This is a genomic window from Corynebacterium sp. AOP12-C2-36 (assembly GCF_052379185.1).
Classification (GTDB): Bacteria; Actinomycetota; Actinomycetes; order Mycobacteriales; family Mycobacteriaceae; genus Corynebacterium.
In genome coordinates this window covers 111,562-136,446 of record NZ_JBQSYJ010000008.1, presented here as the reverse complement: position 1 = coordinate 136,446, position 24,885 = coordinate 111,562, and the positions used below count along the sequence as shown (strand labels likewise).

The window sequence follows — 24,885 nt, the reverse complement described above, 5'->3', positions numbered from 1 at the left end:
GGGGAGATTTCCCCACGGCGGGTCTCAGAACCTGGCGGTGCCGAGCTACTCCACCACGGAGTTCGCTCCCACGGCGTGGCTGAACAGGGACGGCAGCGTGCCCTCCCAGGCAGCCTTCGCCTCGGTGACCGGCAGCGAGAACTCCGCGCCGGCGGTGGTCACGGCGATCGTGGCGTCCTGCGAATCCTCCACGGAGACGCTGGAACCGATGCGGCTGACCGGCACACCGTTGTCGGCGAACACAGCCTCGACCTTGTCCACGGCCGAGGGGTCGGAGGCGTCCACGGCGACGAGCACGCGCGTGGCGGTCTCGGAGAACAGCCCGGTGAACACGTCGGCGACAGCCTCACCGGTGGTCGCGTCGGACGCCAGCGCGGCCAGCGGGTCCACGGAGACAGACGCGCCGGACTGCACCGCGTACTCCACGACCGCCTGGGACAGGCCGCCCTCGGAAAGGTCGTGGGCCGAGGCGACGGCGCCCCGCAACTGACCCATGGCCGTACCGAGCTTCTGCTCGGCACCCAGGTCCACCGTCGGCGGCATTCCGGCCAGGGTGGAGTGGGCGACCTGCTGCCAGATCGAGCCACCGAGTTCGTCGGAGGTCTCCGCGCCGGCGAGCAGCAGCACGTGGTCGCCACCGGTCGGGCGGGTGGGGATGCGGGTGGCGACGTCGTCGATGGTGCCGAGCACGGCGATCACCGGGGTGGGCAGGATCGCCTCGGAACCGGTCTGGTTGTAGAAGCTCACGTTGCCGCCGGTGACCGGCACCGCCAGCTCGGCACAACCGTCGGCCAGGCCGTGGACGGCCTCGCGGAACTGCCACATCACGCCGGCGTCCTCCGGGGAGCCGAAGTTCAGGCAGTTCGACACCGCCACCGGGGTCGCGCCGGTGACCGAGACGTTGCGGAACGCCTCGGCCAAGGCCAGGCGGGCACCGGTGTTCGGGTCGAGCTTGGTGTAGCGACCGGACGCGTCGGTGGCCACGGCGATGCCGCGGCCGGTCTCCTCGTCGATGCGCAGCACTCCGGCGTCGGCGTCCTTCGCGAGCACGGTGTTGCCGCGCACGTAGCGGTCGTACTGCTCGGTGATGAAGGCGCGCGAGCACAGGGCGGGCGACGCCGCCAGGTCCAGCACGGTGCGGCGCAGCTCGTCGACCGAGGTCGGACGGGCCAGGCCGGGCTCGACGGTGAGCGCGTCCTGGAAGTCCGGGCGGGCGACGGGGCGGTCGTAGACCGGGCCCTCGTCGGCCATGGTGGCGGCGTCGGCGTCGACGACGATCTCGCCACGGTGCTCGATGACCAGGTGGTCGCCGTCGGTGACCTCACCGAGGTCGGAGGCGATGACCTCCCACTTCTCGCACACGGCCATGAACGCGTCCACGTTGTCCGGGGTGACCACGGCCATCATGCGTTCCTGCGACTCCGAGGAGAGGATCTCCGCGGCGGTCATGCCCTCGGCACGCAGGTTCACCTTGTCCAGGTTCACGTGCATGCCACCGTCGCCGGCGGCGGCGAGCTCGGCGGTGGCGCAGGACAGGCCCGCGCCGCCGAGGTCCTGGATACCGACGACCACGCCGGCGTTGTACAGGTCGAGGCAGCACTCGATGAGCACCTTCTCGGCGAAGGGGTCGCCGACCTGCACGGCCGGCAGCTTGCGCTCGGCACCCTCCTCGAAGGTGTCGGACGCCAGGACGGACACGCCGCCGATGCCGTCCAGCCCGGTACGCGAGCCGAAGAGGATGACCCGGTTGCCGACGCCGGAGGCGAAGGCGAGCTTCAGGTCGTCACTCTTGAGCGTACCCACGCACAGCGCGTTGACCAGCGGGTTACCCGCGTAGGACGCATCGAAGACCGTCTCGCCGCCGAGGTTGGGCAGCCCCAGGCTGTTGCCGTACCCGCCGACGCCGGCGACGACGCCGGGCAGCACCCGCTGGGTGTCCGGGGCGTCCGCCGCGCCGAAGCGCAGCTGGTCCATCACCGCGACCGGGCGGGCGCCCATGGCCATGATGTCGCGGACGATGCCGCCGACACCGGTGGCCGCGCCCTGGTAGGGCTCCACGTAGGACGGGTGGTTGTGGGACTCGACCTTGAAGGTCACGGCGTTGCCGTCGCCGATGTCGATGACGCCGGCGTTCTCGCCGATGCCGGCGAGCATCTTCGACTTCATCTCCTCGGTGGTGGTCTCACCGAAGTAGCGCAGGTGCGCCTTGGAGGACTTGTAGGAGCAGTGCTCCGACCACATCACCGAATACATCGCCAGCTCGGCGTCGGTGGGACGCCTGCCGAGGATGTCACGGATGCGCTGGTACTCGTCGGGCTTCAGGCCCAGTTCTGCCCACGGCTGGTCCAGGTCCGGGGTGGCGGACGCCTGGGCGACGGTGTCGTTCAAGTCAGTCATGTGCTGTATCTCCTCAGGCTGCCACGGTGCCGACGGCGGACAGGAACATCTCCAGGCCGTCCAACGACGGCCCGGTCAGGGTCTCCACGGCGTGCTCCGGGTGCGGCATCAGGCCCACGACCCGCCCGTCGGCGGAGCTGATCCCGGCGATGCCGTTGACCGAACCGTTGTAGTTGTCGGTGTAGCGGAAGACCACCCGGCCCTCCGCCTCGAGCTCGGCGACGGTGTTCGCCGAGGCCTGGAAACGGCCCTCCCCGTGCTTCGACGGGATGATGATGCGCTGCCCGGCGTCCAGCGAAGACGTCCACGCCGTGTCGGCGTTGACGACCTCGAGCTCGGCGTCGGTGCAGTGGAAGTGCAGGCCCTGGTTACGGGTCAGCGCCCCGGGCAGCAGCCCGGACTCGGTGAGGATCTGGAAGCCGTTGCAGATGCCCAGCACCGGCATGCCGGCGGCGGCCTTCTCGACCACCGAGCGCACCACCGGCGCCTGGGCGGCGATCGCCCCGGAACGCAGGTAGTCACCGTAGGAGAACCCGCCGGGGACGACGACGGCATCGACGTCCTTCAGGTCGGCGTCCGCGTGCCACAGCTCCACGGCCTCGGCACCAGCGATGCGCACCGCGCGGGCGGCGTCCACGTCGTCCAGGGTGCCGGGGAAGGTGATGACCCCGATGCGCGCGCTCACTCGGTGACCTCAGCGGATACGACCTCGTAGTCCTCGATCACCGTGTTGGCGAGCAGGGTGGAGGCGATGCGGTCCAACTCCTCGGCGGAGACGGAGCCGTCCACCTCCAGCTCGAAACGCTTGCCCTGACGGACATCCTCGACGCCTGAGACGCCGATGCGTCCCAGGGCACGAACGACGGCCTGTCCCTGGGGATCCAGGATCTCGGCCTTGGGCATGACATTGACTACGACACGTGCCACTGGGTTTCCTCTTGTTTCCTTGCTGCTAGCTGTAGGTGGGGAACAAGGCACCACCATACCGGGTGGCCCGGACATCGCGAACCGGCGGGCGCGGGGTCCCCCTCGGAACAGCAGGTCAGGAAACCTGATCAGTCCAGCAGCTCCGTGGCACCCATCCGGTCGAGCTCCCAGGCGGTCTCGAAGGCGGACTGGTGCCACTTCTCGTAGCGCCCCGACACTCCCCCGTGACCGGAGGTCATGTCGGTCTTCAGCAGGAAGTCACCGGTTTCGCCGTCGACCTCGCCGGCGACCTCGCGCAGCTTCGCGATCCACTTCGTGGGCTCGACGTAGAGCACGCGGGTGTCGTTGAGCCCGCTGATCGCCAGGATCGGCGGGTAGGCCTGCGCGGTCACGTTCTCGTACGGCGAGTAGGTCGCCATGTAGTCGTACACCTGCGGATCGTGGTACGGGTCGCCCCACTCCTCCCACTCCGTGACCGTCAACGGCAGCTCCGGCATGAGGATGCTGGTCAGGGGGTCGACGAAGGGGACCACGGCCTCGATACCGGCGAAGCGGTCCGGTGCCATGTTCGCCACCGCGCCCATCAGCAGCCCACCGGCGGACCCGCCCTCGGCGACCATCTGCTGCGGCGTGGTGATGCCGGCGGCGATGAGATCGTCCGCCACCGCGATGAAGTCGGTGAAGGTGTTGGTCTTGTTCAGCTCCTTGCCCTGCTCGTACCAGGTGCGTCCCATCTCCCCGCCCCCGCGGACGTGGGCGACGGCGTAGACCACGCCGCGGTCGAGCATCGACAGGCGGAACACCGAGAAGTACGGGTCCATGCTGGCCTCGTAGGAGCCGTAGCCGTACAGCAGCACCGGGTTGCCCGTGTCGAGGGAGACGTCGGTGCGGTGCACCAGGGAGACGGGGATGCGCGCCCCGTCCGGGGCGTCCACCCAGCGGCGCGTGGCGGTGTAGCGGGAGCGGTCGAAGTCGCCGAGCACCGTCTGCTCGCGGCGCAGCGTGCGCTCACCGGTGCGCAGGTCGATCTCCCACACCTGCGCCGGGGTGACGTAACTGGTGTAACTGATGCGCAGCACCGGCGACTCCCACTCGGAGTTGCCGACGGTGCCGGCGGAGTAGATCTCCTCGTCGAACCCGATGGGCTCGAAGGTGCCCCAGCCGCCGGCGGCGTCGGAGACGTCCATCAGCGCCAGCTTCTCGATGGCGTTCTCGCGGGTGGCGAGCACGAGGTGGTCGGCGAAGCAGTCCACTCCCTCGACGCGCACGTCGTCGCGGTGGGCGACGACAACCTCGTAGGACGCCCCGTCGAAGCTGTCGATGGTCCCCAGCGGGTGGTGTCCGACCTCGCCGTTGGGCAGACCCTCGAGCTCCTCACGCACGACCAGCCAGGCGTCCTCGCCGCCGACGACCACGTGGTCGACGTCGTACTGCACGTCCTTCTCGCGGGGACGGATGCAGGTCAGCTCGCCCTCGGGGTCGCCCGTGGCCTCCGAGACGTCGAGGTACCACGTCTCCGAGGTGGTCTTCGAGGCGGTGGAGACCAGCAGGAAGCGCTCCGAACGGGTCACGCCGACACCGGTCCAGTACGCCTCGTCGTCCTCGCGGAAGACGCACACGTCCTCGCTCTCGGGGGTGCCGATACGGTGACGCCAGATCTCGTGGGGACGCCAGGCGTCGTCCACGCGCTGGTAGAAGAGGTGGTCGTCGCCCACCCACGTCGCGCCGTAGGCGACGCCCTCCAGGACGTCGTCCAGCAGGACGCCGTTGACCAGGTCCTTCACCCGCAGGGTGAAGCGCTCGTCGCCGACGGTGTCCGTGGAGTACGCCAGCAGCGTGCCGTCGAGCGTGATGCTCGCCGCGCCGAGGCTGAAGAACTCCTCGCCCTCGGCCAGGACGTTGCAGTCCAGCAGGACCTCCTCGCGGGCGGCGGGTTCCCCCGCCACGATCTCCGGCGGCGTCCACGCCGCGTCCGCGTCGGTGGTGTCCACCGGGATGCGGCACATCGTGGCGTAGCTCTTGCCCTCCTCCGTACGCGAGAAGTACCACCACTGCCCCGACCGCACCGGGACGGAGAGGTCGGTCTCCTGGATCCGCGACTTCACCTCCTCGAAGACCGCGTCCTCCAGGGGCTTGAGGTGGGCGGTACGGGCGTCGGTGTACGCGTTCTCGGCGGTGAGGTGCGCCAGGACCTCGGAATTGTCCTTGTCGCGCAGCCACTCGTAGTCGTCGACGACATCACGGCCGTGGAAGCTACGGGTGACGGGCTTCTTCTTGGCTACCGGTGGGTTCACATCCATGGGACACGATGGTAGACGCCCCACCCGACGCCGTTCACTCAGCGGTCGGTGCAGGTGCCGATCCAGTCGGCGAAGCGCTCCCCCGAGATGCGCTCGTAGGCGTCCACGTAGCGTTCGCGGGTGGCCTCGATGACCGGGCCGGGCAGCTCCGGCGGCGGGGTGCCGGCGTTGCGGTCCCACCCGGACTTCGGCCCGGTGAGCCAGTTGCGCACGTACTGCTTGTCGAAGCTGGGCTGGACCTTGCCCTCCTCGTAGGTGTCCGCCGGCCAGTAGCGCGAGGAGTCGGGTGTGAGGACCTCGTCACCGAGCACCAAGTTGCCCGCGGCGTCCAGACCGAACTCGAACTTCGTGTCCGCCAGGATGATGCCGTGCTCCGCGGCGATGCCGGACGCCTGGGTGTAGATCTCGATCGAGGCGTCGCGCAGCTCCTCGGCGCGCTCGCGTCCGAGGCTCTCCACGACGACGTCGAAGGAGACGTTCTCGTCGTGGTCGCCGAGCTCCGCCTTCGTCGCGGGGGTGAAGATCGGCTCGGGGAGCTTCGACGCCTCGGTCAGCCCCTCGGGCAGTTCCACTCCGCAGACCGTGCCGTTGTCCTTGTATTCAGCCAGGCCTGAACCGGTGAGGTAGCCACGGACCACACACTCGAAGGGCAGCATCTCCAGCTTGCGGCAGACCTGGGCGCGGCCCAGGGACTTCTGCGGGATGCGCTCGTCGTCGGCGGCGCCGGCGAGGTGGTTCGGGAAGTCGATCCGTCCGAAGAAGAAGTCGCTCATCGCGGTGAGGACCCGGCCCTTGTCCGGGATGGGGGTGTCCAGCACGAAGTCGAAGGCGGAGATCCGGTCGGTGGCCACCATGAGCAGGGTGTCCTCGTCGATCTCGTAGATCTCACGGACCTTCCCCGCGGAGAAGTGGGTGTAGTCGGACAAGTCAGGTCGCATGGCCTGCAGAGTCTAGCCCCCGTCCCCGTCAATCTCCACGCGCCCCCGTGGCGCCCGCGGCGGGGTGGGTCCGGAGGTGACAAATTTTTGTTTCACCATGCGAGACGCCACAGTTTCACTAGAATTCATTTCTTGACGTTTCCTGTACACCTCACGAAAGTGCCATCCATGAGAATCCGACCCCGTCGGGCACTGGCGGCGACCCTCACCGGGCTCGCTTTAGTGCTCACCACGACGGCGTGTGTGCCGGACCGGGACGACATCCCGTCCGACTACATCACGTTCTTCGGCGGCGAACCACAGAATCCGCTGCTCACGACCAACACCAACGAGAACAACGGCGGTGAGGTGCTACGCATGATGTACACCGGCCTCGTCGCCTACAGCCCGGAAGGCGAACCCTACAACGCCGTGGCCGAGGAGATCGACCCCAACGAGGACTCCTCCAGCTTCCACGTGACCCTGAAGGACGGCTGGGAGTTCTCCAACGGTGAACCCGTCACCGCCGCCAGTTTCATCGACGCCTGGAACTTCGGCGCGGACTCCTCCAACGCCCAGCTGGGCGCGGACTTCTTCTCAGCCATCGAGGGCTACGACGAGCTTGCCGCGGAAGGCTCCAGCACCACGGAGATGTCCGGGCTCACCGAGGTCAACGACCACGAGTTCACCATCGACCTCTCCGCACCGGACGCCTCCTTCCCCACCCAGCTCGGCTACATCGCCTTCGCCCCGCTGCCGCAGGTGGCCTTCGAGGACATGGACGCCTTCGGCAACCACCCCATCGGCAACGGGCCCTACGAGTTCGACGGGGACGGCGCCTGGCAGCACAACGTGTCCATCACCCTGAAGGCCAACGAGACCTACGCCGGGGAGAACAAGGCGAAGAACCCCGGCATCGCCTTCAAGCACTACTCCGACGTGGCCACCGCCTACGCCGACCTGCAGTCCGGCGACCTGGACCACATGCGTGAGAACGTCGGTCCCCGGGCGATGCCCAGCTACCGGGCGGACTTCCCGGACAGCAACGACGACGCGCCCTACGCCGCCATCCAGAACTTCACCATCCCCGAGTACCTCCCCGGTTTCCAGACCGACGAGGAGGGCCGGCTGCGGCGTGCGGCGATCTCCATGGCGATCGACCGGGATCTGATCATCGAGAAGCTCTTCTTCGACGGCCGCCAGGTTGCCGAGGACTTCGGTGCCCCGACCCTGGAGGGCGGCATCGCCGACATCCCCGGCAAGGAGGTCCTGACCTACCAGCCGGAGAAGGCGAGGGAACTCTGGGAGCAGGCCAACGAGATCAACCCCTACAGCGGCGACACCTTCCAGATCGCCTACAACGCCGACGGCGGCCACCAGCAGTGGGTCGAGGGCGTGACCAACAGCATCCGGCAGGTGCTGGGCATCAAGGCGTCCGGCAAGGCCTACCCCACCTTCCAGGCCCAGCGCGACGCGATCGTGAACCGCACCGTCGGCACCGCTTTCCGTGCCGGCTGGAACGCCGACTACCCGTCGATCTCGTCCTTCCTCGTCTCGAACTACCGCACCGGTGGCAGCTCGAACGACGGCGACTACTCCGACCCGGAGTTCGACGACCTGCTGGCCAAGGCGTCCGCCTCCCCGGACTCCACCGCGGCCCAGCCCTACTACGACCAGGCGCAGGCCGTCCTCATGCAGGACCTCCCCCAGATCCCGCTCTGGTACTACTCCGCGACCACGGCGTGGAACCCTGACCTGCACGGCGTGCAGACGAACTGGCAGGGAATGCCCGTCTACACCGACATCACGAAGGACGGTGAGTGACCGTGTGGTGGTACCTCGGTAAACGCCTGCTCCAGCTCATCCCCGTCTTCTTCGGGGCCACGTTCCTCATCTACGCGATGGTCTTCCTCATGCCGGGCGACCCGGTGCTCGCGCTGGCCGGCGACAAGGCCGCCGAACCGGCCGTCCTCGACCAGATCCGCGCCGACTACAACCTGGACAAGCCCTTCCTGGTCCAGTACTTCCTCTTCATCGGCGGCTTCTTCACCGGTGACATGGGCACCACGTTCTCCGGACGTGCCGTCACCGAGGTCCTCGCCGAGACCTTCCCAATCACCATCCGGCTGGCACTGATGGCCCTGGTCATCGAGGCGGTCATGGGCATCGTCTTCGGCCTGATCGCCGGACTGCGCAAGGGCTCCTGGTTCGACTCGACCCTGCTGGTCGTGTCCCTGTTCATCATCGCCGTGCCGACCTTCGTCATCGGCTTCGTCGGACAGTTCCTCTTCGGCATCAAGTGGGGCGTGGTCCCACCGACCGTGGGTTCGGACGGCTCGTTCAGCCGTCTGCTGCTGCCGGCGATCGTGCTGGGCATGGTGTCCTTCGCCTACGTCCTGCGGTTGACCCGCTCCGAGGTGGCGCAGAACCTGCGCGCCGACTTCGTGCGCACCGCCTCGGCCCGCGGGCTCTCCCGCGGCGTCGTCGTGCGTGACCACGTCCTGCGCAACTCGCTGGTCCCCGTCGTGACCTTCCTCGGAGCCGACCTCGCCGTCCTGATGGGCGGGGCGATCGTCACCGAGGGCATCTTCAACATCCACGGTGTCGGCGGACTGATCTTCCAGTCCGTCAGCATCGGTGAGGCCCCCACCGTGGTCAGTGTCGTGACGATCCTGGTGGTCATCTTCGTGGTGGCCAACCTGATCATCGACCTGCTCTACGCCCTGCTCGACCCGAGGATCCGATATGCCTGACATCCACAACCGCAATGAACGCTGGGTCGCCGAGGTCGCCACGGAGGACGTCCTGACCCGGGACCAGCTCCTCCCGGAGGACGCCCCGGCGGGCTTCTGGGGCACGGCCTGGCGCAACCTGAGGCGCCGTCCGATGTTCTGGATCTCCACGGTGATCATCCTCGCCGTCCTGCTCGTCACCGTCTTCCCCGGGCTGTTCACCTCCACCGACCCGATGACCGCCAACCTCGAGGACTCCCTCGAACCCGCGCGTGAGGGGCACCCCTTCGGCTTCACCCAGCAGGGCTACGACGTCTTCGCCCGCACCATCTACGGTGCCCAGGCGTCCGTGGTCACCGGCCTGGTGACCACCCTCATCGTCGCCCTTCTCGGCGTGGTGGTCGGCGCCCTCGCCGGCTACTTCGGCGGCTGGATCGACGCCGTGCTGTCGCGCCTGACCGACATCTTCTTCGCCGTGCCGCTGCTGCTCGCCGCCATCGTGCTGATGCAGCTCTTCGAGGTGCGCAACGTGTGGACCGTGGTGCTGGTGCTCTCCGCCTTCGGTTGGCCGCAGATGGCCCGCATGGTCCGCGGCGCGGTGCTGCAGGCCAAGAACAACGAGTACGTGCAGGCGTCCCGCGCCCTGGGCCTGACCCGCGGCGCGATCCTCGTGCGCCACATCCTGCCGAACTGCCTCGCCCCGATCATCGTGATGATGACCACCAACCTGGGCATCTACATCGTCGCCGAGGCGACGTTGTCCTACCTCGGCGTCGGCCTGCCGCCGGACACCGTGTCCTGGGGCAACGACATCTCGACCGCGCAGGACGTCCTGCGTCTGTCCCCGGAGATCCTGTTCTACCCGGCCGGTGCCCTCGCGATCACCGTCCTCGGTTTCATCCTGCTGGGCGACACCCTCAAAGACGCCCTCGACCCGAAGGAGCGCACCCGATGAGCGACCAACCCCTGCTGTCCATGCGCGGTGTCGACATCGCCTTCGGCAGCACCAAGGACCCGAAACCCACCGTCTTCGGCTTCGACCTGGACATCTTCCCCGGTGAGACCGTGGCCGTGGTCGGCGAGTCCGGCTCCGGCAAGTCCACCAGCGCCATGAGCATCATGGGCCTGATGCCCGGAGACGGGCACGTCACCGCCGGCACCATCACCTTCGAGGGCGAGGACATCACCCACGCCAGCCCGAAACGCTTCACCGAACTGCGCGGCGACCACATCGGCCTGGTCCCCCAGGACCCGATGAGCAACCTCAACCCGGTGTGGACCATCGGCCACCACGTCAAGGAGGCGCTGAAGGCCAATAACATCGCCACCGGTTCCGCCGCGCACACCCGCGCCGTGGAGCTGCTCGGCGAGGCCGGGCTGGACGACGCCGAACGGCGCATCAGCCAGTACCCGCACCAGTACTCCGGCGGCATGCGCCAGCGCGCGCTGATCGCCTGCGGTCTGGCGGCGCGTCCGTCCCTGCTGATCGCAGACGAGCCCACGTCCGCCCTGGACGTGACCGTGCAGCGCCAGATCCTCGACCACCTGCAGGGTCTGACCGAGGAGCTCGGCACCGCCGTGCTGCTGATCACCCACGACCTGGGCCTGGCCGCCGAGCGTGCCGACCGCATCGTGGTGATGAGCCAGGGCCACGTGGTGGAGTCCGGTCCGGCACTGGAGATCCTGCAGGACCCGCACCACCCCTACACCCGCAAGCTCGTCGCCGCGGCACCGTCGATCGGTGCGCGCCGCAGCGAGGTGCAGGTCGCCGAGCCGTCCGACGCCAGCGGCGGCGCAGACGGCGCCGATGCGTCCGGAACGAAGGACGAGAACCCGCTGATCACCGTCGACAAGCTCAGCAAGGTCTTCCAGGTGCCCGGCGACAAGCCGTGGCGCAAGGAGGACTTCACCGCCGCGGACGACATCAACTTCTTCCTGCGCCGCGGACGCACCCTGGCGCTGGTCGGTGAGTCCGGCTCCGGCAAGTCCACCGTGGCCCAGATGGTGCTCGGGCTGCTCAAGCCCACCTCCGGCACCGTCACCTTCGACGGCACGGACGTCACCGACCTGGACCGCAGGTCCGAACTGGAGTTCCGGCGCCGTGTCCAGCCGGTGTTCCAGAACCCCTACGGTTCGGTCGACCCGATGTACTCGGTGTTCAACACCATCGCCGAGCCGCTGAAGATCCACGGTGTGGGGTCGAAGAAGGACCGCGAGAAGCGCGTGCGCGAACTCCTCGACCTGGTGGCGATGCCGCAGTCGATGATGTCGCGGTTCCCCGGCGAACTCTCCGGCGGTCAGCGCCAGCGCGTGGCCATCGCCCGCGCCATGGCGTTGGGCCCGGAGGCCCTGATCCTCGACGAGGCGGTCAGCGCCCTGGACGTGCTGGTGCAGTCGCAGGTCCTGGACCTGCTCAACCAGCTGCAGCGCGACATGGGCCTGACCTACCTGTTCATCACCCACGACCTCGCGGTGGTCAAGCAGATCGCCGACGAGACGCTGGTGATGCAGCACGGCAGGATCGTGGAGCGCGGCGAGACCGACGACCTCTTCGACCACCCGCAGGAGGAGTACACCCGTCGGCTGCTCGACTCGATCCCCGGTGGGTCGATCCCCCTGCACCAGGGGTGATCTGAAACCCCCTGAAGCGCTCTGAAACCCCTCGCGGTTGTTGGTCCAGGGAGCCTGGACCGACAATCCCGTGGGGTTTCGTGTCGCTAGGCTGGAGGCCATGGTCTACTACCCGCAGCGTCCCGCCCCGCTGCCCGTGCGTCGGATCGAGGAGCTCGGGATCAACCCCGCCCCGAGGAACGCCTGGCCGGCGGACATCCCGGCGGTACGTGAGGTACTGGACAACGGACTGGACCTGCCGCAGCTCACCGTCCTGGTGGGCGAGAACGGTTCCGGTAAATCCACCCTGGTCGAGGCCATCGCCGAGGCGTACGGCCTCAACCCGGAGGGCGGCACGCACAACTCGATGCACCACACGCAGCGCACCGAGTCCGGGCTCGCGGAGAACATGAAGCTCATCCGTGAGGGCGGCGCACCGAAGAACGGGGTCTTCCTGCGCGCCGAGACGATGCACGGCCACCTGGCCTATCTCGACGGCATCTCCCTAGACTCGGGACGCCCGGACCAGTTCAACTTCCAGAGCCACGGGGAGTCCTTCGTAGAGTTCGTCACCGAACGCGCGGGGATGCGGGGACTCTGGGTCTTCGACGAGGCGGAATCCGCGCTCTCCTTCAACGGGTGCCTGCTGCTCCTGGCCCAGATCGCCGACCTGCTCGAACGCGGTTCCCAGGTGATCATGGCGACCCACTCGCCGCTGCTGGCGTCCGCCCCCGGGGCGATGATCCTCGAACTCGACGAGACCGGCCTGCACCGCCGCGACTACGACGATCTGGCGCTGGTGCAGAGCTGGCGCCGGTTCCTCGGCGACCCGGACAGCTACCTACGCCACCTCTCCTGATCCGCCCCCTCCCCCCGCCACCGCCGGTATCCGGTGAGGTACCGGACAACGCCGGGGGTGGCGGAGGAACGCACGCGGAGCACCCTTTCCGAAACAGAACATTTACCCCGGACTCCGATGGCATAGTGGACGCGGAAACGATGTGTCGGCAGTCACAGCACGCCCTGGGTCGGTCGGCACGTCTCACACCGAGAGCCTCTAGGAGCCCCACCCCGTGGAGAAGCACACCGTCCGCGTCCACCCTTCCGCTGAAGAGTTCCCGAAGAAGGAGCACCTGGCCTGGAAGGTCGCCGAAGTCGCGGCCGACCCGGTGGCCGTCCCGCAGGACTCCGCCGACATGGCGGTCAACCGCATCATCGACAACGCCTCCGTCGCCGTGGCCTCCGTGCTGCGTCGCCCGCCGTCGACCGCGCGCTCCCAGGCGCTGAGCCACCCCTACTCCCCCGGCTCCACCGTCTTCGGCGTGCCCGGCACCTACTCCCCGGAGTGGGCGGCCCTGGCCAACGGCACCGCGGTGCGTGAGCTGGACTTCCACGACACCTTCCTCGCCGCGGAGTACTCCCACCCGGGCGACAACATCCCGCCGATCCTGGCCACGGCCCAGCACAAGGGCCTGTCCGGTGCGGAGCTGGTGCGCGGCATCGTCACCGGCTACGAGATCCAGGTCGACCTGGTCAAGGGCATCTGCCTGCACGAGCACAAGATCGACCACGTCGCCCACCTCGGCCCGTCCGTGGCCGCGGGTATCGGCACGCTGCTGAAGCTCGACACCGAGACGATCTACCAGGCCATCGGCCAGGCGCTGCACACCACCACCGCCACCCGTCAGTCCCGCAAGGGCCTGATCAGCTCCTGGAAGGCCTTCGCCCCGGCCTTCGCCGGCAAGATGGCCATCGAGTCCGTCGACCGTGCGATGCGCGGCGAGGGTGCCCCGTCCCCCATCTGGGAGGGCGAGGACGGCTTCATCGCCTGGATGCTGGACGGCAAGGACGCCGACTACACCGTGCCGCTGCCCGGCGCCGGCGAGGAGAAGCGCGGCATCCTGGACACCTACACCAAGCAGCACTCCGCGGAGTACCAGTCCCAGGCGCCGATCGACCTGGCCCGCCGCATGGGCGCGCAGCTGCGCGAGCAGGGCGTGGACCCGTCGCAGGTCGAGTCCATCGTCCTGCACACCAGCCACCACACCCACTACGTGATCGGCACCGGTGCGAACGACCCGCAGAAGTTCGACCCGGACGCTTCCCGCGAGACCCTCGACCACTCGGTGATGTACATCTTCGCCGTGGCGCTGGAGGACGGCGACTGGCACCACGAGCACAGCTACTCCCCGGAGCGCGCGCGCCGCGCCGAGACCATCGAGCTGTGGAACAAGATCTCCACCGTGGAGGACCCGGAGTGGACGCGCCGCTACCACTCCACCGACCCGGCCGAGAAGGCCTTCGGTGCGAAGGCCGTGATCACCCTGAAGGACGGCAGCGTCCTGGAGGACGAGCTGGCCGTCGCCGACGCCCACCCGCTGGGTGCTCACCCGTTCACCCGTGAGCAGTACATCGGCAAGTTCCGCACCCTGGCCGAGGGCCTGGTCGACGAGAAGGAGCAGGACCGCTTCCTCGAGGCCGCGACGAACACCCTGGAGCTCGGCGCCGGTGACCTCAACCAGCTCACCGTCACCTTCTCCGAGGACGTGCTCGCCCGCGCGCCGAAGATCACCGAGGGGCTGTTCTAGGTGCCGGGCCTGTTCTCGAGCAACGTCACCCCCACCGAGCGTCGGGAGAAGTTCCGGGCGGGGCTGACGTCCGGCACGATCCAGCGCATCCCCGGGGCGTTCTCCCCGCTGGTGGCCCGTGCGATCCAGGAAGCCGGCCTCGACGGCGTGTACGTCTCCGGCGCGGTCGTCGCCGCTGACCTGGCGCTGCCGGACATCGGCCTGACGACGCTGACCGAGGTCGCCGGACGCTCCCGCCAGATCGCCCGCTCCACCGACCTGCCCGTCCTGGTGGACGCCGACACCGGCTTCGGCGAGCCGATGTCCGCCGCCCGCACCGTCAGCGAGCTGGAGGACGCCGGCGTCGCCGGCTGCCACCTGGAGGACCAGGTCAACCCCAAGCGCTGCGGTCACCTCGACGGCAAGGAGGTCGTGCCGACCGAACTGATGCTGCGCCGGATCACCGCCGCGGTCAACGAGCGTCGCGACGACTCCTTCGTGATCTGTGCGCGGACCGACGCCGCCGGTGTCGAGGGCATCGACTCCGCCATCGAGCGGGCGAAGGCCTACGCCGACGCCGGTGCCGACCTCATCTTCACCGAGGCGCTGCACACCCCGGCGGACTTCGAGAAGTTCCGCGCCGCGGTCGACACCCCCCTGCTGGCGAACATGACCGAGTTCGGCAAGACCGAGCTGCTCAGCGCACAGACGTTGCAGGACATCGGCTACAACGCGGTGATCTACCCGGTCACCACGCTGCGCATCGCGATGGGGCAGGTCGAGGCCGCCCTGTCCGACATCGCCGAGACCGGCACCCAGGCCGACTGGGTCGACCGGATGCAGCACCGCTCCCGCCTGTACGAACTGCTGCGCTACGAGGAGTACAACGCCTTCGACAACGACGTGTTCACCTACACCCGTCCCGACGAGGCCTGACACCACCCCACCACCGCACCACCCGAAAGGACTTTCCCGATGAGCGAGAAGAACGCAGACACCACCCAGGAGATCCGCAAGGGCCTCAACGGTGTGGTCGTCGACTACACCGCCGTGTCCAAGGTCGTCCCGGAGACCAACTCCCTGACGTACCGCGGCTACCCCGTCCAGGAGCTCGTGGAGCACTGCAGCTTCGAGGACGTCGCCTACCTGCTGTGGAACAAGGAGCTGCCGACCTGGCGCGAGTACCAGGAGTTCGGGCAGCGCGAGCGCGCCCTGCGTCCGGTCACCCGTGGCCTGCTGGACCTCATCGCCTCCCTGCCGAAGACCGCCCACCCCATGGACGTCGTCCGCACGGCGGTGAGCTGGCTGGGCACGCAGGACGTGACCAACGAGGACAACAGTTCCGACACGGTGCGCCGCACCGGGGTGAGCCTGCTGGCGAAGCTGCCGGCGATCATCGCCTACGACATGCGCCGGCGTCGCGGCCTGGAGTTCATCCCGCCGTCGCGGACCCGTGGGATCGCGTCGAACTTCCTGTACATGTGCTTCGGCGACGGGCCGGACTCCCCGGCCAACAACATGGACGACGTCAAGGCGTTCGACCAGTCGCTGATCCTGTACGCGGAGCACTCCTTCAACGCCTCCACCTTCACCGGACGGGTGATCACCTCCACCACCGCGGACGTCTACTCCGCGGTCACCGGTGCCATCGGCGCGCTCAAGGGCGCGCTGCACGGTGGGGCGAACGAGGCCGTGATGCACAACTTCCTCGAGGTCGACGACCCCGCGGAGGCCGAGGCGTGGGTGCTGGACAAGGCCGACAACAAGCAGAAGATCATGGGCTTCGGCCACCGCGTGTACAAGAAGGGTGACTCGCGTGTGCCGTCGATGGAGGCTGCGATGCGCCGCACCGCCGCGAACCACGACGGTGACAAGTGGGTCCAGATGTACGACAACATGCAGGCCGCGATGGAGAAGCGCACCGGCATCCTGCCGAACCTGGACTTCCCCGCCGGGCCGACCTACTACATGCTCGGCATCGACATCCCGTTCTTCACGCCCATCTTCGTGATGGCCCGGGTCGTCGGCTGGACCGCCCACATCGTGGAGCAGAACGAGTCCAACGCCCTGATCCGTCCGCTCAGTGCCTACGACGGCGAACAGCAGCGCTCGGTCGAGGAGAACATCCGCGCCTGACCTGCTCTCCGCCTCCCGCACGCGCCCGCGCCGACGGTCCCCACCGTCGCCGCGGGCGCGTCGCGTACTCCCCCTGCCCTCTCGACAGTGGCGTAGATCACCAGTATTCTTTAGGTCTGGTCTGACCACACAGTACCGACTTGCCCCACCAGCCCCCTTCGGAAAGGACGCCTCACATGGCCGACTCCACGACCCTCGCCGACGCCAGCCCGCACTCGTTCTCCAAGATCCTCGTCGCCAACCGCGGCGAGATCGCGGTGCGTGCCTTCCGCGCCGCATTCGAGACCGGCGCCACCACCGTGGCGGTCTACCCCCGCGAGGACCGGAACTCCTTCCACCGCTCCTTCGCCTCCGAAGCGGTGCGCATCGGCACCGACGACTCACCGGTCAAGGCCTACCTCAACATCGACGAAGTCATCCGCGCCGCCCTCGACACCGGCGCCGACGCGATCTACCCCGGCTACGGTTTCCTCTCCGAGAACGCCACCCTCGCCCGCCGCGCCGCCGAGGCCGGCCTGACCTTCATCGGCCCGGACCCCGAGACCCTCGACCTCACCGGCGACAAGTCCGCCGCCGTGGAGGCCGCCGAGAAGGCCGGCCTGCCGATCCTCGACGACTCCGCACCCAGCGCCGACATCGACGAACTCGTCTCCTTCGCCGAGGGCCGCACCTACCCGCTGTTCGTCAAGGCCGTCGCCGGCGGTGGAGGACGCGGCATGCGCTTCGTCGGCTCCCCCGACGAGCTCGCCGACCGCGCCGCCGAGGCCTCACGCGAGGCCGAGGCCGCCTTCGGCGACGCCCGGGTCTACATCGAACGCGCCGTGATCAACCCGCAGCACATCGAGGTCCAGATCCTCGGCGACGGCACCGGCAACGTGGTGCACCTCTACGAGCGTGACTGCTCGCTGCAGCGTCGCCACCAGAAGGTCGTCGAGATCGCCCCGGCCCAGCACCTGGACCCGGCGCTGCGCGAGAAGATCTGCGCCGACGCCGTACGTTTCTGCGAGTCGATCAACTACCGCGGTGCCGGCACCGTGGAGTTCCTCGTCGACGAGGCCGGCAACCACGTGTTCATCGAGATGAACCCGCGCATCCAGGTCGAGCACACCGTCACCGAGGAAGTCACCCAGATCGACCTGGTCAAGTCCCAGATCCAGATCGCCGCCGGCGCGACCCTGGAAGACCTGGGCCTGCGCCAGGAGGACATCGTCACCCGCGGGGCGGCACTGCAGTGCCGCATCACCACCGAGGACCCGTCCAACGGTTTCCGGCCCGACACCGGCACCATCACCGCCTACCGCTCCCCGGGCGGCGCCGGGGTGCGCCTCGACGGCGCGGCCTCACTGGGCGGCGAGATCTCCGCGCACTTCGACTCGATGCTGGTGAAGATGACCTGCCGCGGAGCCGACTTCGCCCAGGCCGTGGCACGCGCCCAGCGCGCCCTGGCGGAGTTCACCGTCTCCGGGGTGGCCACCAACATCGGCTTCCTGCGCGCGCTCCTGCGTGAGGACGACTTCCGCCACCACCGCATCGCCACGTCCTTCATCGCCGAGCACCCGCACCTGCTCACCGCCCCGCCGGCCGACGACGAGGCCGGACGCCTCCTGGACTACCTCGCCGACGTCACCGTGAACCAGCCCAACGGGCCGCGTCCGACCGAGGTCGTGCCCCGCCGCAAGCTGCCCGAACTCACCACCGCCACCGGCAACGGCAACGACTCTGAGATCGCCCTGCCGACCGGCTCGCGCGACCGGCTGCTCGAGCTCGGCCCCACCGGCTTCGCCCGCCAGCTGCGCGACGCCGACGCCCTGGGTGTCACCGACACCACCTTCCGCGACGCCCACCAGTCGCTGCTGGCCACCCGGGTGCGCACCAACCCGCTGGTCGACGCCGCCGAGGCCGTCGCCCAGCTGACCCCCGAACTGCTCAGTGTGGAGGCCTGGGGCGGGGCCACCTTCGACGTGGCGATGCAGTTCCTGCACGAGGACCCCTGGGAACGCCTCGACAAGCTGCGCGCCGCGATGCCCAACACCAACATCCAGATGCTGCTGCGCGGGCGCAACACCGTGGGCTACACCCCCTACCCGGACTCGGTGTGCCGCTCCTTCGTCGCCGAGGCCGCCGCTGGCGGGGTGGACATCTTCCGCATCTTCGACGCGCTCAACGACATCGACCAGATGCGCACCGCCATCGACGCGGTCCTGGACACGGACACCGCCGTCGCCGAGGTCGCCATGGCCTACTCCGGTGACCTCGCCGACCCGTCCGAGGACCTCTACACCCTGGACTACTACCTGCGCCTGGCCGAGAAGATCGTGGACTCCGGCGCACACGTGCTGGCGATCAAGGACATGGCCGGGCTGCTGCGCCCCACCGCCGCGCACACCCTGGTCACCGCGCTGCGCAAGAACTTCGACCTGCCGGTGCACCTCCACACCCACGACACCGCCGGTGGCCAGCTGGCGACCTACCTCGCCGCCGCCCACGCCGGCGTCGACGCCGTCGACGGTGCCGCCGCCTCCATGGCCGGCACCACCTCACAGCCCTCCCTGTCGGCGATCGTCGCGGCGATGGCCCACTCCCCGCGCGACACCGGCATCTCGCTGGACGCGGTGAACTCGCTGGAGCCCTACTGGGAAGCCGTGCGCGCGGTCTACGCCCCCTTCGAGTCCGGACTCGCCGGCCCGACCGGACGGGTGTACACCCACGAGATCCCCGGCGGTCAGCTGTCCAACCTGCGCACCCAGGCAACCGCGCTGGGCCTGGGCGATCGCTTCGAACTCATCGAGGACGCCTACGCCGAGGTCAACGACCTGCTCGGCCGGCCCACCAAGGTCACCCCCTCGTCCAAGGTCGTCGGCGACCTGGCCCTGCACCTCGTCGGTGCCGGGGTGTCGGTGGCCGACTTCGCCGCCGACCCGCAGCGCTACGACATCCCCGCCTCCGTGATCGCCTTCCTGCGCGGCGAGCTGGGCACCCCGCCCGGCGGGTGGCCCGAACCGCTGCGTACCCGCGCGCTGGAGGGACGCGGCGACACCGCCTCACGCACCGTCGAGGTGCCCGACGACGAGGCCGCACTGCTCGACGCCGGGACGTCCGACCAGCGCCGTGGCGCGCTGAGCCGCCTGCTGTTCACCAAGGAGGCCAAGGGCTTCGCCGAGCACAAGCGCACCTTCGGTGACGTGTCGATCCTCACCGACCGCCAGTTCCTCTACGGCCTCGTCGAGGGCGAGGAGACCGTGGTGCGCATCAACAACAATCCGCCGATGGTGGTGCGCCTCGACGCCGTCGGCGAGCCCGACGACAAGGGCATGCGCCAGGTGGTGTGCACCGTCAACGGGCAGATCCGTCCGATGCGGGTGCGTGACCGCTCGGTGGAGTCGGTCACCGCCGCCGCGGAGAAGGCCGACCCGAGCGTCGACGGCCACGTCGCCGCACCCTTCGCCGGTGTGGTCACCGTCAACGCCTCCGTCGGCGACTCGGTGGAGGCCGGCGACGCGGTCGCGGTGATCGAGGCGATGAAGATGGAGGCCACGATCACCGCCCCGGTGGCCGGCAAGGTCACCCGCGTGGTGATGAGCCAGCCGACGAAGGTCGAGGGCGGCGACCTCCTCGTCACCGTGGAGTAGGACCCCTGGTCCCGTCCACGACGCGCTTCATCACCATGGTGGAGTTCAACCGCTCGACACCCGGGAGGGTGCCGAGCACCGCGTCGTAGAGCTCCTGGTAGCCGGCGAGGTCCCGGGTGAGCGTACGCAGGATGAAGTCGGTCTCCCCGAACAACCGTTCCACGGAGACGATGGCCGGTTCGCGCGCGACGGCCTCCTCGAAGGCGGCGACCGTGGCCTGGTCCGTCCGCCCCATCGTCACCATGACCAGCGCCTCGAAGGTCAGTCCGAGGGCTTCCGGGTCGACCGCGGCGTGGTAGCCGCGGATCACCCCGCTGCCCTCCAGGTCGCGCAGGCGACGGTGGCAGGTCGACACACTCAACCGCGCCTGCTCGGCGAGGTCGGTGACGCTCATCCTCCCGTCCTGCTGAAGCAATGAGATAATTTTTCGGTCTACGGCATCCATGCCGAAGATTATCCCACAGCAGCGCGGTTGAACGCCGAAACTTCGAAACACATTTCAGCCGACCTGCAATAAGCTTTCACCACATGGAAGCCTCACTAGTCCTGCAGTTCGCCGCCACCGCCGCCCTCCTGACGATGATGCCCGGTGCGGACTGGGCCTACGTCATCAGCGCCGGCCCCCGCGGTAAGTCGGTGGCCCCGCCCGTACTCGGGCTCGCCAGCGGCTACGTCCTGCTCGTCGCCGTCGTCGCCGTGGGCGTCGGCGCGCTGGTGTCCTCGCATCCGGACGTCCTCAGCGTGCTCACCCTCGTCGGCGCCTGCTACATCACCTACCTGGGTGTGAGCACGCTGCTGAGCCTGCGCGCCGGCGGCAGCGCAGTGACGGACGCCCCGGGCGGGGCGTCCCCCGCGTCCTCCGCCGGTACCACCGACCTGAGCCTGTACCTGCGCGGCATGGGAGTCAGCGGCATCAACCCGAAGGCGATGATGCTGCTGCTCGCCCTCCTGCCCCAGTACCTCACGCCGGACGGATGGAATTCCGCGGCACAGACCGGGCTGCTCGGGAGCATCTTCATCGCCGAGGTGCTGGTGGTCTACTTCATCGTGGCGGTCTTCGCACGCAGCGTGCTCACCGGGCGGCCCCGCCTGAACACCGTGGTGACGGCGTTCTCCGGGATCCTGCTCACCGGCTTCGGGGCGTGGCTGCTGCTCGACGTTCTCGCGCTCTAGAGGATCTCGTCCGGCCGGTACGCCGCGGCGGTCGGGTGGGCCGACACCAGCGCGTTGACCCGGGCAAGAACGCGGGCGACCTGGTCCTCGGCCGCGCCGATGAAGGCGTGCCGGTCGGCGAGCGCAGCGTCCAACGCGTCCTCGTCCAACGGCAGACGCGCATCGGCGGCGAGACGCTGGACCAGATCCTGGTCTCCACCGTTCTCGCGCATGTTCAGCGCCACGGCCACCGCGTTCTCCTTGATGACCTCGTGGGCGGTCTCGCGACCCACGCCGGCACGGACGGCGGCCATGAGGATGCGGGTCGTGGCCAGGAACGGCAGGTAACGCTCCAGCTCACGGTCGATCATCGCGGGGAAGGCGCCGAACTCGTCGAGGACGGTGAGGAAGGTCTCGCACATGCCGTCGAAGGCGAAGAAGGCGTCCGGCAGAGCCACGCGGCGCACCACCGAGCAGAACACGTCGCCCTCGTTCCACTGCGAGCCGGCGAGGTCGGAGGCCATCGTCATGTAGCCGCGCAGGATAATCTGCAGGCCGCCGACTCGCTCACACGAGCGCGCGTTCATCTTGTGCGGCATCGCCGAGGATCCGACCTGCCCCTCCTTGAAGCCCTCCGTGACGGTCTCGTTGCCGGCCATCAGACGGATCGTCATCGACAGCGACGACATCGAGGCACCCAGCTCCACCAGGGCGGAGAGGGCGTCGAAGTCGAGGGAGCGGGGGTAGACCTGGCCGACGGAGTCGAAGATGCGGGCGAAGCCGAGCTCGTCGGCGATGGTGCGTTCCAGGGCCGCCAGCTTGGCGGCGTCCCCGCCGAGCAGGTCGAGCATGTCCTGGCTGGTGCCCATCGGGCCCTTCACGCCGCGCAGCGGGTAACGGTCCAGCAGGTTCTCGATGCGCTCGATGCCGACCATGAGCTCGTCGGCGGCGGAGGCGAAGCGCTTGCCCAGCGTGGTGGCCTGCGCCGCGACGTTGTGCGAGCGTCCGGCCATGACCAGGGACTTGTAGGCGCCTGCGTGACGTCCGATCTGCGCGAGCACGGCGATGGCCTTGTCGCGGGCGATGGTCAGCGACCGGTGGATCTGCAGCTGTTCGACGTTCTCGGTGAGGTCCCGGCTGGTCATGCCCTTGTGGATGTCCTCGTGCCCGGCCAGGGCGTTGAACTCCTCGATGCGTGCCTTCACGTCGTGGCGGGTGACCTTCTCCCGCTCGGCGATGGACGCCAGGTCGATGGTGCCGATGACCCGCTCGTAGTCGGCGATCGCCGCACCGTCGATGTCGACACCGAGGTTCTTCTGCGCCTTCATCACCGCGATCCACAGGCGGCGTTCCATGAGGATCTTGTCCTCCGGGCTCCAGATGCCGGTGAGTTCAGCGGAGGCGTAGCGGTTCGCCAGGACATTCGAGATCTTCTTTTTGTCAGCCACGGCAACCAGTATCCCACACCCGCGGTGCGGAAGAGACGCCGCAACCACACCCTCGCGGAGCAACTGGGGCCGATTCTGTCATGTCCGTTGTTCCCGGCCGACAGAATCGGCTTGCGTTCTTACGGGAACACCGCCGTTGGCTAGTCAAGTGACGCTATCCTTAACCCGTGAAAACGATCCGCGCGTGCAGCGCAGCCCTGATCCCGGCCCTTATCGCCGGCCTGGCCCTGACCTCCTGTTCCTCTGACGCCGCCGACAGCGCCAGCACCAGCACAGATACCCGAGCAGCCTCCTCGGAAGCCTTCCCCCTCACCGTGGACCACTTCCGCGGCACGACGGAGATCGAACAGGCCCCGCAGCGCATCATCGCCCTGGACAACGCCTTCCTGGACTACGCGGTGGACCTCGGTGGAACGGTCGTCGGCGTCTCCGACATCGGCGCCGACCTGGTTCCGTCCTACCTCGACGACGAGCAGGCGGCACGCGCGGCGGACGTGGAGTCGGTCGGTGACATCTCCGAACCGCAGCTGGAGAAGATCGCCGCGTTGGACCCGGACCTCATCCTGTCGTCCGACGTCCGGCACGCCGAGTACTACGACCAGCTGGAGGAGATCGCCCCCACCGTCTTCAGCGAGGACACCGGCGACACCTGGCAGGAGAACTACCTGCTCACCGGCGAGGCCCTCGGAAAGGCCGAGGAGGCACGTGACCGGCTCGACGCGATCGGCGAGCGCGCAGGACGCATCGGCGAGCGCGTCCGCGACGCCGCCAGCGACGGCGACGGCGACGGCGTGCCGGACGTCAGCGTGGTGCGGATCAAGGACGAGAACACGATCAGGCTGTACGGCGAGGACACGTTCTCCGGCTCGGTCCTGGCGATGGTCGACCTGCCCCGTCCTGCCAACCAGGAGTCCGGCTACCCCGGTCAGGACTACGGGATGTACGTGGTCTCGCGGGAGAACCTGGACCAGGCCGAGGCCGACCTCCTTCTTGTCGCGGTACCCGAGGAGGGCACCGCGAAGGCCGCCGAATGGGCGGCGATCTCGGATGCCGTCCTCGACACCGCCACCTGGAAGGCCTTCGCCGGACGCAAGGTCGACGTCGACGAGGGGACCTGGATGACCTCGGTCAGTCCGATCGGCGCCGACCACATCCTCACCGACGTCGCCGACATCTTCGACGTCGACGGCGAGTAATCCAGCTCAATCGGACCCGTCAACGCCCCGCCTGGCATACCGGGCACCAGTAGATCTTGCGCGCGGCCATCTCCCCCAGCTCCACCGGCGTGCCGCACACCAGGCACGGCAGGCCGGCGCGACGGTAGACGTACACCTCGCCGCCGTGGTCGTCCTTGCGCGGCTCGCGCCCCATCGCCTCCGGGGTGTGCTCGTCACGCACCGTGTCGATCCGGCCGTGTTCGAGGCCGTAGTCCATGAGCACGACCATGTCGTCCCAGATGTCCGAGAGCTCGCCCCCGGTCAGCGACGACCCCGGCAGCGTGGGGTCGATGCCGGCGCGGAACAACGCCTCGGTGCGGTAGATGCTGCCCACCCCGGCGTACATCGACTGGTCCATCAGCAGCGCGCCGATCGGTTTCGAGGAGCGCCGCGTGCGCGCGAACGCGCGCTGGCGCTTCTCCTCGTTCAGGACGGCGTCCGGCGTCGTCCCGTCGACGGGACGCAACGGGTCGACGCCGAGCTTCGCCAGCGCGGCGTCCTCCTCCGCCGGTCCGACGACGACGCACCGCTGCGGGCCACGCAGGTCGGCGGCGACGTCCCCGTCGTCGATACGCAGGCGCACCTGGCCGCGGGGTGCGGCGAAGGGTTCCAGGGTGAAGGTCCCGATCAGGCCGAGGTGGATGTGGATGATCCGGGCGTCCGGCGCGGAGGGGTCGCCGAAGTGCAGGAAGAGGTGCTTCCCCCATGCCTCGGCGCCGGCGAAGAGACGGCCGTCGAGCGCGGCGGCCTCGGTGGCGAACCGTCCCTGCGGGGAGGAGACGTTGACGGGCCGTCCGGCGAAGCGGGTGGTGAGTTCGTCGGCGAGCCGGTGGATCACATGACCTTCAGGCAT

General features: G+C 68.7%; 19 protein-coding genes. 11 read left to right on the top strand and 8 right to left on the bottom strand.

Features of this window, described 5'->3' with window-relative positions; translation table 11 throughout:
• Positions 1-45 precede the first annotated feature (45 nt).
• The 5 genes from purL to ACT3UN_RS08860 form a co-directional block, all read right to left on the bottom strand.
• On the bottom strand, positions 46-2,397 hold the full coding sequence (purL, locus tag ACT3UN_RS08880) for a phosphoribosylformylglycinamidine synthase subunit PurL (RefSeq protein WP_444656904.1): 2,352 nt from the start codon (positions 2,395-2,397) through the stop codon (positions 46-48).
• Positions 2,398-2,410: 13 nt separating this feature from the next.
• On the bottom strand, positions 2,411-3,082 hold the full coding sequence (gene purQ, locus ACT3UN_RS08875; protein WP_301443774.1) for a phosphoribosylformylglycinamidine synthase subunit PurQ: 672 nt from the start codon (positions 3,080-3,082) through the stop codon (positions 2,411-2,413).
• Positions 3,079-3,324 (bottom strand): phosphoribosylformylglycinamidine synthase subunit PurS, encoded by a 246-nt coding sequence (gene purS, locus ACT3UN_RS08870; protein ID WP_301443773.1) that lies wholly within the window; start codon positions 3,322-3,324, stop codon positions 3,079-3,081. The genes purQ and purS overlap by 4 nt, the downstream gene beginning before the upstream one ends.
• 128 nt (positions 3,325-3,452) lie before the next feature.
• Positions 3,453-5,624, bottom strand: a complete 2,172-nt coding sequence (locus ACT3UN_RS08865) for a S9 family peptidase (RefSeq protein ID WP_301443772.1) — start codon at positions 5,622-5,624, stop codon at positions 3,453-3,455.
• Between the two features lie 38 nt (positions 5,625-5,662).
• Positions 5,663-6,562, bottom strand: a complete 900-nt coding sequence (locus ACT3UN_RS08860) for a phosphoribosylaminoimidazolesuccinocarboxamide synthase (protein ID WP_441579870.1) — start codon at positions 6,560-6,562, stop codon at positions 5,663-5,665.
• 168 nt (positions 6,563-6,730) lie between these two features.
• On the opposite strand from ACT3UN_RS08860, the gene ACT3UN_RS08855 reads away from it, so the two are divergent.
• The 9 genes from ACT3UN_RS08855 (at position 6,731) to ACT3UN_RS08815 (ending at position 20,215) form a co-directional block, all read left to right on the top strand.
• Positions 6,731-8,365, top strand: coding sequence for a peptide ABC transporter substrate-binding protein (locus ACT3UN_RS08855; RefSeq protein ID WP_301442976.1), 1,635 nt, complete (start codon positions 6,731-6,733; stop codon positions 8,363-8,365).
• A gap of 2 nt (positions 8,366-8,367) precedes the next feature.
• Positions 8,368-9,294 (top strand): ABC transporter permease, encoded by a 927-nt coding sequence (locus ACT3UN_RS08850; RefSeq protein WP_301442978.1) that lies wholly within the window; start codon positions 8,368-8,370, stop codon positions 9,292-9,294.
• Positions 9,287-10,228: an ABC transporter permease gene (locus ACT3UN_RS08845; protein WP_301442975.1), complete on the top strand. Its 942-nt coding sequence runs from the start codon at positions 9,287-9,289 to the stop codon at positions 10,226-10,228. The genes ACT3UN_RS08850 and ACT3UN_RS08845 overlap by 8 nt, the downstream gene beginning before the upstream one ends.
• Positions 10,225-11,904: a dipeptide ABC transporter ATP-binding protein gene (locus tag ACT3UN_RS08840; RefSeq protein WP_301442974.1), complete on the top strand. Its 1,680-nt coding sequence runs from the start codon at positions 10,225-10,227 to the stop codon at positions 11,902-11,904. The genes ACT3UN_RS08845 and ACT3UN_RS08840 overlap by 4 nt, the downstream gene beginning before the upstream one ends.
• A 100-nt stretch (positions 11,905-12,004) precedes the next feature.
• The gene (locus tag ACT3UN_RS08835; protein WP_301442973.1) at positions 12,005-12,742 is read left to right on the top strand and encodes an AAA family ATPase; all 738 of its coding nucleotides are present in this window, start codon (positions 12,005-12,007) and stop codon (positions 12,740-12,742) included.
• Positions 12,743-12,956: 214 nt separating this feature from the next.
• Positions 12,957-14,471: a 2-methylcitrate dehydratase PrpD gene (gene prpD / locus ACT3UN_RS08830; RefSeq protein WP_301442972.1), complete on the top strand. Its 1,515-nt coding sequence runs from the start codon at positions 12,957-12,959 to the stop codon at positions 14,469-14,471.
• The gene (gene prpB / locus ACT3UN_RS08825; protein ID WP_301442971.1) at positions 14,472-15,386 is read left to right on the top strand and encodes a methylisocitrate lyase; all 915 of its coding nucleotides are present in this window, start codon (positions 14,472-14,474) and stop codon (positions 15,384-15,386) included.
• A gap of 39 nt (positions 15,387-15,425) precedes the next feature.
• A complete protein-coding gene (locus tag ACT3UN_RS08820; protein ID WP_301442970.1) occupies positions 15,426-16,586 on the top strand; it encodes a bifunctional 2-methylcitrate synthase/citrate synthase in 1,161 nt (386 codons plus the stop codon).
• Positions 16,587-16,762: 176 nt separating this feature from the next.
• Complete coding sequence (locus ACT3UN_RS08815; protein WP_301442141.1) at positions 16,763-20,215, top strand: pyruvate carboxylase; 3,453 nt, start codon at positions 16,763-16,765, stop codon at positions 20,213-20,215.
• On the opposite strand, the gene ACT3UN_RS08810 is transcribed toward ACT3UN_RS08815, so the two are convergent.
• The gene (locus tag ACT3UN_RS08810) at positions 20,202-20,660 is read right to left on the bottom strand and encodes an Lrp/AsnC family transcriptional regulator (protein WP_301442140.1); all 459 of its coding nucleotides are present in this window, start codon (positions 20,658-20,660) and stop codon (positions 20,202-20,204) included. The genes ACT3UN_RS08815 and ACT3UN_RS08810 overlap by 14 nt on opposite strands.
• Before the next feature lie 83 nt (positions 20,661-20,743).
• Between ACT3UN_RS08810 and ACT3UN_RS08805 the strand changes: the two genes are divergently transcribed.
• Entirely contained in the window at positions 20,744-21,388 is a 645-nt protein-coding gene (locus tag ACT3UN_RS08805; protein WP_301442139.1) for a LysE family translocator, read from the top strand.
• On the opposite strand, the gene purB is transcribed toward ACT3UN_RS08805, so the two are convergent.
• On the bottom strand, positions 21,385-22,815 hold the full coding sequence (purB, locus tag ACT3UN_RS08800) for an adenylosuccinate lyase (RefSeq protein WP_301442138.1): 1,431 nt from the start codon (positions 22,813-22,815) through the stop codon (positions 21,385-21,387). The two genes, ACT3UN_RS08805 and purB, sit on opposite strands and share 4 nt — an antisense overlap.
• Before the next feature lie 167 nt (positions 22,816-22,982).
• Here purB and ACT3UN_RS08795 point away from each other — a divergent pair, with 167 nt between their 5' ends.
• Entirely contained in the window at positions 22,983-24,011 is a 1,029-nt protein-coding gene (locus ACT3UN_RS08795) for an ABC transporter substrate-binding protein (RefSeq protein ID WP_301442137.1), read from the top strand.
• Between the two features lie 19 nt (positions 24,012-24,030).
• Here ACT3UN_RS08795 and ACT3UN_RS08790 read toward each other — a convergent pair whose 3' ends face one another.
• The gene (locus ACT3UN_RS08790) at positions 24,031-24,885 is read right to left on the bottom strand and encodes an Fpg/Nei family DNA glycosylase (RefSeq protein WP_301442136.1); all 855 of its coding nucleotides are present in this window, start codon (positions 24,883-24,885) and stop codon (positions 24,031-24,033) included.